Raw genomic sequence first — 8,827 nt, 5'->3', positions numbered from 1 at the left:
ATGGTGCCCCCACACGGGTTGTATTCCCGTTGCAGGCATCGCGTCAGCTGGTAGCTCCAGCGAAACAAGGGCTATCAGCCGGGGAGTCACCGCGTCAACAGGCACCAGTTGGTCTACGGTTTGGTCTACGGTAGCAGGACCGCAGAGAGGCGCTGTGAGGTGGTTAAACGGTTCAGCTAGGGTTGGCCTAAGCTTCACCGCAGGTGAGCGCCTAGGGCCCTCTACGGCGCAGCTAAGGAGGCCTCTTCCTCAGAGGACGAATAGTGACCCACCCCACCGGGGGAAACGCCGAAGCTCGATACATAAGATCGGGCTCTCAGCTATCTGCCCCATAAACATCTTGGGTATGGGAGGGGGGAGGAAGAGCTTCAGCTTTCACTTACGGGTCCCACTATGGGGAGCTACCTGTAGCTACCTGCTGTAGCTATTGCTTATGCTTGATAGTCCCCCTCCTCCTTCCCTTGAACCTATAGCCTTAGGCTACAAGCTGTAGTGGCTCAGCATGGACCTCAGCTTCATCCGAAGTGTCATCAGCTGTTTCAAGCTGCTCCTTGGTGATGAGGTCTACCACCCCCTCCTGTCCCGTCCTCTTCTTGAAGACCTCCAGCATGACAGCCATAGCTTTGGCTGCTGCTGAGGCTGGGACCAGGACTGCATCATGGATGGGGAGGGCGACGATGCCGTGGCTCTTCAGCATCAGCAGGACCTCGACACTGGGAAGCTGGCGTGTGTATCTTGCAAGCTGTTTAAGACTAAGAAATCAAACGGGGCGGGAATGGTTAGCGCTGAAATCGAGAAACGGCTGTGGGCAGCAGCAGATCAGCTGTGGGCCAATACAGGCCTGAAACCCAGCCAGTTCTCCACCCCCGTCCTGGGGCTCATCTTCCTACGCTATGCTGAGAAGCGCTATGCTGAGGCTGAAAGTCGTATTGGCGCAGTAGGCTCGGGCAAACGCCGCAAGATTAGCAAGGCAGACTATGACGCGGAGGGGGTCATCTTCCTGCGACCCGAGGCGCGGTTCAGTCACCTCCAAAGCCTGACCGAAAGCGACGACATCGGCAAAGCGATCAACGAGGCGATGAAGGCCATTGAGGAGGATAATCCCGACCTCTCCGGCGCTCTGCCTCAGACCTACACCGACCTCGACAATGAGGTGCTTGTCGAGCTGATCCGTCTCCTCGCTCCGGTTGAACTGACCGGTGATGCATTCGGCAAGGTCTACGAATACTTCCTCGGCAACTTCGCCATGAAGGAAGGGCAGAAAGGCGGGGTGTTCTATACACCTGAGTCCATCGTCAAACTGATCGTCGAGATCATCGAGCCCTATCACGGGCGCATCCTCGATCCGGCCTGTGGCTCGGGGGGCATGTTCGTGCAATCGGCCAACTTTGTTGAGCGCCACGGCCAGACCGCCAGCCGCGAGATCAGCGTCTACGGGGTCGAGAAAGACCGGGTGACGGTGAACCTCAACAAGATGAACCTCGCCGTTCATGGTCTCTCTGGCGACGTGCGCGAAGCCAACACCTACGCTACGGACATCAAGCAGCTTTTCCCAAGGGTCTTCTCGGAGTCTGGCGGCTTCGACTTCGTGATGGCCAATCCGCCCTTCAACGTCTCGGGCGTTCGCAAGGACGACCTGGAAGGGGACTGGCGCTTCCCCTTCGGCATACCCAAGCCTGACAACGCCAACTATCTCTGGATGCAGCTGTTCTACTCCGCCCTGAACGACCAGGGTCGCGCGGGCTTTGTCATGGCGAACTCCGCTGGCGATGCGAGAGGTAGCGAACAGTTGATCCGGCAGCATCTGATCGAGGACGGCGGCATTGATGTCATCGTCTCGGTCGGGCCGAACTTCTTCTACACCGTCACCTTGCCTTGTACCCTTTGGTTCTTCGACAAGAGCAAACGCGGGACAGAAAGACAGGACAGCGTCCTGTTCCTCAATGCCCGATCCATCTTTCGCCAGATTGACCGCGCCCACCGCGACTTCCTGCCCGAACAGATTGAACTGCTGTCGAATATTGTGCGGCTGTATCGCGGCGAGGCGGTGAAAGCCGAAGCTGGCAGTGCCGAGTTGCTGGCCGAGCATGGGCTGGGTGAGGGCTACGTGGACGTGCCGGGCCTGTGTAAGGTCGCGACGAGGGCAGAGATCGAGGCGTTGGGCTGGAGCCTGAACCCCGGACGCTATGTCGGGGCTTCAACGAGGGGCGGCGAGGACGTGCACTTTGTGGAGCGGTTCGAGGAGTTGAACGAGAACCTGTTGCAGCTGAGCGCAGAGGCTGCGGCGCTGGAGCAGCAGATCGCGGATAACGCCGCGCTGGTGCTGGAGGGGTTGCGGTGAAGTGGGAGGCAGTTAAACTCGGCGATGTGATCGACTTTTTCGATGCGCGACGCGTTCCTCTGAACTCAGGCCAGAGAGCACAACGGCAGGGGCCATATCCGTACTACGGCGCGTCAGGAATAGTAGACTATATCGATGATTTCATCTTCGAAGGACGCTATCTTCTTGTTGCGGAGGACGGAGAAAACCTGAACAGCCGAAAACTTCCGGTGGCGTTTTTCGCCAAGGGGCGCTTCTGGGTTAACAATCATGCCCACATCATCCGGGGAAAGGCAGATAAGGCGGACGACGAGTTCCTTAAGCACTGGTTCGCACAGACAAACATTAGCGGCTACATCACCGGCGCAGCGCAACCTAAGCTGAGCCAGATGAACATGAAGCAGATCGAGATCGATCTCCCCCCCCTTCCGACCCAACAGCGCATTGCTGCGATCCTATCGGCCTATGACGACCTGATCGAGAATAACACGCGTCGCATCGCAATCCTCGAAGAGATGGCCCGGCGGCTCTACGACGAGTGGTTCGTCTGCTTCCGCTTTCCGGGACATGAGACTGCGAAGTTCGATGGGGACCTGCCGACGGGATGGTCCGAGGTTACGTTGGGCGAAGTTGCCGACGTGGCTTGGGGGGACACCAAAACGACCAAGAAGTCATACGTTGATAGCGGCTGTGTTGCCTACAGTGCAGCAGGTCCCGATGGATTCCTGCCACATTTCGATTATGAACGAACAGGTATTGTGTTGAGTGCTATTGGGGCAAACTGCGGGATCACTTGGTTCGCAAGAGGCAAATGGTCATGCATTAAAAACACCATCCGCTTTTTCTCACGCGACCAAAGTATCAGCGACGAGTATCTATTCTTCACTACAGGTCTCTCGGACTACTGGCCCAAACGGGGTGCTGCACAGCCATTCATCTCTCAGGGGGATGCAAAGCAATGCAAAGTGGTTGTGCCTTCCGAATCCTTGCATGAGAGATTTCTGGCAATCGCGCGTCCCGCGCTCAAACAGGCTGACAACCTGAGGCACATGAACGCCAATCTCCGCGCCCAGAGCGACCTGCTGCTCCCCAAACTGGTCTCTGGCGAGATCGACGTGAGCAGAGCAGAGGCTATGCTGGAGGCTGCAGAATGAGACTTCTTCCGATCCTCTTCGCGTCGATAGTCGTTTGCTCCGCTGCGGATAGTGAGGCGCAGACCTATCACTCTTGCTATGAGCCAGATCCTCCCAACTGCATCGACCGGTACGGTACATTTGACGATGAGTGGTCCTTTGACCGCTGCAGGGGTGAGGTGGAGGACTATGTCGACGACGTAGGCTATTTTCAGTCCTGTCTGGCTGATTGGCACCAGGCCATCGGATATGAAGCCGAGGACGTGATCGACCGTTTCAACTGCAAGGCGCGGGGCGAGATTTTCTGCCCATGAGCCCGACTGACCAGCCCCACGAGTACGGAGAGGACGCGGCTGTAGAGCAGCCCGCGATCCAGCTCTTCGACAGCTTGGGCTGGCAGACGGCAAACCTCTATCACGAGTGGGCAGGCGGCAAGTCTACTGAGGGACGCGAAAGCGAGAAGCAGGTCATCTTGGAGGAGCGGCTTCGCACCGCGCTGGAGCGACTGAACCCAGAGCTTCCTGCGCCAGCCATCGTTCAAGCGATTGAAGAGATCACCCGAGACCGATCCCGTATGGTTCCCGTGAACGCCAACCATGAGCTGTGGAAGCTCATGCGCGAGGGGGTGAAGGTCAAGGTCGCGCCCCCGCGCGGTGGACAGGAAACCAGAACAGCCCGTGTCATCGACTGGCGCAACCCGGCTGCGAACGACTTCCTTCTCGCCTCGCAGCTTTGGGTAAAGGGCGATATGTACCGCCGCCGTCCAGACCTTGTTGGTTTCGTCAATGGTATCCCGCTTCTGCTGGTCGAGCTGAAGAAGCCTAGCGTTGCCCTAAAGTCTGCTTACGACGGTAATATCACCGACTACCGCAACACGGTCCCCCACCTGTTCACGCCGAACGCCTTCGTGCTGCTCTCGAACGGGCTAGACACCAAGGTCGGAAGCACCTTCGCGCCTTGGCAGTTCTTCAACGAGTGGAAGAGGATCGACGACGAAGAGGAAGCTGGTCGGGTATCGCTGGAAACCGCCATTCGCGGGCTGTGTGAGCCGTCGCGGCTACTTGACCTGATCGAAAACTTCATCGTCTACGAGGAAGAGAAGGCCGGTCTGGTCAAGAAGCTGGCCAAGAACCACCAGTTCCTCGGCGTTAATGCAGCCATCCAGGGCGTCGTCCGCTCTCAAGATCGGCCCGAGGGAGAAGCAGGTCGACTTGGTGTGTTCTGGCATACGCAGGGCAGTGGGAAGTCTCTGTCGATGGTGTTCTTCTGCCAGAAAATCCTGCGGACTGTGCCAGGCAACTGGACCTTCGTGATCGTCACGGACCGGCAGGAACTGGATGAACAGCTCTACAAGACCTTCCTTGCAACCGGTGCTGTTACCAACTCAGAAGCCCATGCTCAAAGCGGCGCACATCTCAAGCAGCTGCTCTCCGCAGATCATCGCTACGTCTTCACACTGATCCAGAAGTTCAACACCCGTGATGGCGCGGCCTACCCGCAACTTTCGGACCGACGCGACATTATCGTCATCACCGATGAAGCCCACCGTAGCCAGTATGACGCACTAGCCTTGAACATGCGCAACGCGTTGCCGAACGCCGCTTTCCTTGGCTTCACCGGAACGCCCTTGATGGCAGGTGAGGAAAGAACGCGTGAGGTCTTTGGGGACTACGTTTCAGTCTACAACTTCGCGCAATCCATCGCAGACGGTGCGACCGTACCTCTCTACTACGAGAACCGCATTCCCGAGCTGCAGCTGACCAACGGGGAACTGGGCGGAGATCTGGAAGACCTGCTGGAGGAAGCCGATCTAGACGAAGACCAAGCTCGAAAGGTCGAGCGCGAGTTCGCTCGTGAGTACCACCTGATCACGCGTGATGACCGTCTGGACGCTATCGCCTCAGATCTTGTGAGGCACTTCGTCGGTCGAGGTCTCAGGTCGAAGGCGATGATGGTGTGCATAGACAAGGCCACTGCGGTGAAGATGCACGACAAGGTGCGAGCCGAGTGGAAGTGCTACCAGGAAGAGCTGCAAACGAAACTTGCTACGGCCAAAAAAGACGAACGCCCGATCCTGGAAGCCCAAGTTGCCCTCATGGCATCCACTGATATGGCAGTCGTCGTCTCGCAGAGCCAGAACGAAATCAAGGAACTGGCAGACAAAGGGCTGGATATCCGCCCGCACCGTAAGCGTCTGGTGGAGGAAGACCTCGACGAGCGGTTTAAGGATGCCAACGACCCGCTTCGGCTCGTCTTCGTCTGTGCGATGTGGATCACCGGCTTCGACGTGCCATCCTGCTCCACGATATACCTCGACAAGCCGATGAAGAACCACACGCTGATGCAGACCATTGCTCGGGCGAACCGGAACTTCCCTGGAAAGGAAGCGGGGTTCATCGTGGACTACGTCGGGGTGTTCAGGAACCTGCAGAAAGCGCTCGCTATCTACGGCGGCGGCAACTCTGGCTCTGCTGAACCACCCATCAGGGACAAGAGCGATCTGATAGAACACCTGCGGCACAGGCTGGCAGAGACACTGCAGTTTATGGTCGAGCGCGATGTCGTGCCCTCTGAGATCAAGCAAGCGCAAGGGTTAGAGAAAGTCGCGCTAGTCGGGGAGGCTGTCGAGAAGCTGATCGAGACGGATGAAGCGAAGCGCCAGTATCTGGGACGGGCACGAGCTATCTCGCGGATCTACAAGGCGATTTTGCCGGATCGGTCGTCCTCGGAGTTTGCGCCTGATGTGGTCCTGATTACCGTACTTGCTGAGCGTATCAGGTCCTTGATGCCCAAACCCGATATCAGCGCCATCATGCAGGATGTTGAGGACCTGCTGGATCGCTCTGTAGCTCCCATACCCTACGAGACACCAGAAAACCCAGAAGTCATAGACATCAGCCAGATCGACTTCGACAAGCTTAGGGAAAAGTTCGACACAGGGAAACAGCGCACAGAGGCTGAACGGCTACGCTCTTTGCTGAGTTTGAAGCTAACGGCAATGGTTACCCGAAACCCGACACGGGCTGATTTCCTTGACCGCTTCCAGCAGCTGATCGACAGCTACAACACTGCCAGTCAGAATACTGAGGCTTTTTTCCGAGCCCTGCTGGAGCTGGCTGAAGACCTGTCGAAAGAGGAACGGCAGACTGTCCGCGAGGGACTGAGTGAGGAGGAGAAGGCCGTCTTTGACATCCTGACCAAACCGGTGCCGGAACTGACCGATAAGGAGCGTGAACAGGTGAAAGCAGTAGCACGTTCACTTCTGCGGTCGCTCAAAGATGAAAAGCTGGTGCTTGACTGGACCAAGAAGGAACAAGGCCGTGGCGCAGTGCGCAAGGCTATCGAGGTGACACTCGACCGAGGTCTTCCTGACGCCTACGACGAAGACCTTTTCAATCGCAAATGTGACACCCTCTACCGCCACATATTCGACGCCTATCAGACGGGCCGAGAGGGCATCTACGCCGCCGCCTGAGGATTTGGGGCCCACCATCAGAACGATGGAAACTCCCCAAATCCAAAAAGCTCCCCATGACTACCGAGAACACCGAAGCTGTCGGCGATGCCGACGGCGAGCAGCGCCATGGCGAACGGCCATTCGACCCGTGGCGTTTTCCGATCACCCTATCAGGGCAAAACTTCGTGGATGAGGTGGCTGCGTTGCTCGAAGCTCACGAGGAAGAAGCCGGGCTGCGCAAGCGCAAACGCCGACCCAATGACAAGAGGACCTTTGAGCGCATGTTGACCGCGCTGGCCTCTGACTTGGCCATCAACGCTCTGTGCGACGAGGCGACGGGCTTGCATCTGTCCCGATCCAACCGACACTTGGGCCGGGTCTCCCGATACGGGAATGCCGCCACAAGTAAGACCTTGCGCCAGCTGCTCGATCTGATGGCCGACCCCCGCGTGGCGCTGATTGAGCAAAAGCTTGGGTACAGGGCGAAGAAAGGTCAGAGCAAGCGCACGGTTGTGGTCCCTTCCGTTCGGCTGCAGCAGTTGGTTCAACTGTACGAGCTGACACCGGCAGACTTCGGTGAGCGACCGCGTCCCGAGCCAATCGAACTGAAGAGCTGCCCTGTCAGTAGAAAGAAGCGTGGCCAGCTGATCGACTACCCCGAGACAGCGATCACCATGGGGCTTCGGTCTCAGGTAAGGGAGATCAACGTCTTCTTGTCGATGGCGTCTCTCGATTTTACAGGCTCTGCTGCTGTGGATGTGAACAAGCGACAGCTGCGGAGGGTTTTCACGCGCGAGAGCTTCGAGAGCGGTGGACGACTTTTCGGCGGTTTCTGGCAACTCATGAGCAAGCGCGACCGGCTTTCCCACCTAAAGATCAACGGAGAGGACGTTATCGAGCTTGACTACGGGCAGGTCATGCCGCGTTTGGTCTACGCGCTGGCAGGACAGGTTCCCGGCATGGATGACCTCTACGCCATACCGGGGTTCGAGGAGTATCGCCCCGGCATCAAGAAGGTCGCGTCTTCCATGCTGTTTGTCGAAGCTCCGAAGTCACGGTTCCCGGTGGACACCCGGCATCTTTTCCCGAAGGCGGTGAAGATCGGCGACGTGACAGATGCCATCATGGCCGCTCACCCAGACATCGCGGGCTACTTCTTCACCGGCATCGGTCACCGCTGCCAGTTCCTCGAAAGCGAAATCCTTGTCGAGGTCCTGCTGACGCTGAAGAGCCACGGCATCGTCGCCCTCCCCATCCATGATGCAGTCCTGGTCCCAGCCTCAGCAGCAGCCAAAGCTATGGCTGTCATGCTGGAGGTCTTCAAGAAGAGGACGGGACAGGAGGGGGTGGTAGACCTCATCACCAAGGAGCAGCTTGAAACAGCTGATGACACTTCGGATGAAGCTGAGGTCCATGCTGAGCCACTACAGCTTGTAGCCTAAGGCTATAGGTTCAAGGGAAGGAGGAGGGGGACTATCAAGCATAAGCAATAGCTACAGCAGGTAGCTACAGGTAGCTCCCCATAGTGGGACCCGTAAGTGAAAGCTGAAGCTCTTCCTCCCCCCTCCCATACCCAAGATGTTTATGGGGCAGATAGCTGAGAGCCCGATCTTATGTATCGAGCTTCGGCGTTTCCCCCGGTGGGGTGGGTCACTATTCGTCCTCTGAGGAAGAGGCCTCCTTAGCTGCGCCGTAGAGGGCCCTAGGCGCTCACCTGCGGTGAAGCTTAGGCCAACCCTAGCTGAACCGTTTAACCACCTCACAGCGCCTCTCTGCGGTCCTGCTACCGTAGACCAAACCGTAGACCAACTGGTGCCTGTTGACGCGGTGACTCCCCGGCTGATAGCCCTTGTTTCGCTGGAGCTACCAGCTGACGCGATGCCTGCAACGGGAATACAACCCGTGTGGGGGCACCAT

At 57.8% G+C, this 8,827-nt stretch carries 6 protein-coding genes; 5 read left to right on the top strand and 1 reads right to left on the bottom strand.

Annotated features, from left to right (window positions below):
• Positions 1-475: 475 nt before the first annotated feature.
• Positions 476-697, bottom strand: a complete 222-nt coding sequence (locus CVM50_RS00075; RefSeq protein ID WP_100148396.1) for a hypothetical protein — start codon at positions 695-697, stop codon at positions 476-478.
• A gap of 78 nt (positions 698-775) precedes the next feature.
• Between CVM50_RS00075 and CVM50_RS00070 the strand changes: the two genes are divergently transcribed.
• The 5 genes from CVM50_RS00070 to CVM50_RS00055 are packed head-to-tail and all read left to right on the top strand — an operon-like array spanning position 776 to position 8,352.
• Positions 776-2,341 (top strand): type I restriction-modification system subunit M, encoded by a 1,566-nt coding sequence (locus tag CVM50_RS00070; protein WP_085890253.1) that lies wholly within the window; start codon positions 776-778, stop codon positions 2,339-2,341.
• A complete protein-coding gene (locus CVM50_RS00065) occupies positions 2,338-3,474 on the top strand; it encodes a restriction endonuclease subunit S (RefSeq protein ID WP_085890254.1) in 1,137 nt (378 codons plus the stop codon). The genes CVM50_RS00070 and CVM50_RS00065 overlap by 4 nt, the downstream gene beginning before the upstream one ends.
• Positions 3,471-3,767 carry a hypothetical protein gene (locus tag CVM50_RS21200; protein ID WP_143515675.1) on the top strand — a complete coding sequence of 99 codons (297 nt, stop codon included), beginning with the start codon at positions 3,471-3,473 and terminating at the stop codon, positions 3,765-3,767. Before CVM50_RS00065 ends, CVM50_RS21200 begins: the two co-directional genes overlap by 4 nt.
• Positions 3,764-6,928 (top strand): type I restriction endonuclease subunit R, encoded by a 3,165-nt coding sequence (locus CVM50_RS00060; RefSeq protein WP_085890255.1) that lies wholly within the window; start codon positions 3,764-3,766, stop codon positions 6,926-6,928. Before CVM50_RS21200 ends, CVM50_RS00060 begins: the two co-directional genes overlap by 4 nt.
• Before the next feature lie 56 nt (positions 6,929-6,984).
• Positions 6,985-8,352, top strand: coding sequence for a hypothetical protein (locus CVM50_RS00055; protein WP_100148395.1), 1,368 nt, complete (start codon positions 6,985-6,987; stop codon positions 8,350-8,352).
• Positions 8,353-8,827: the final 475 nt, after the last annotated feature.

It is taken from the genome of Pseudooceanicola marinus, from assembly GCF_002786295.1.
Taxonomy (GTDB): Bacteria; Pseudomonadota; Alphaproteobacteria; order Rhodobacterales; family Rhodobacteraceae; genus Pseudooceanicola; species Pseudooceanicola marinus.
The sequence above is the reverse complement of the archived record's forward strand: the minus strand, read 5'-3'. Positions and strand labels throughout refer to the sequence as shown.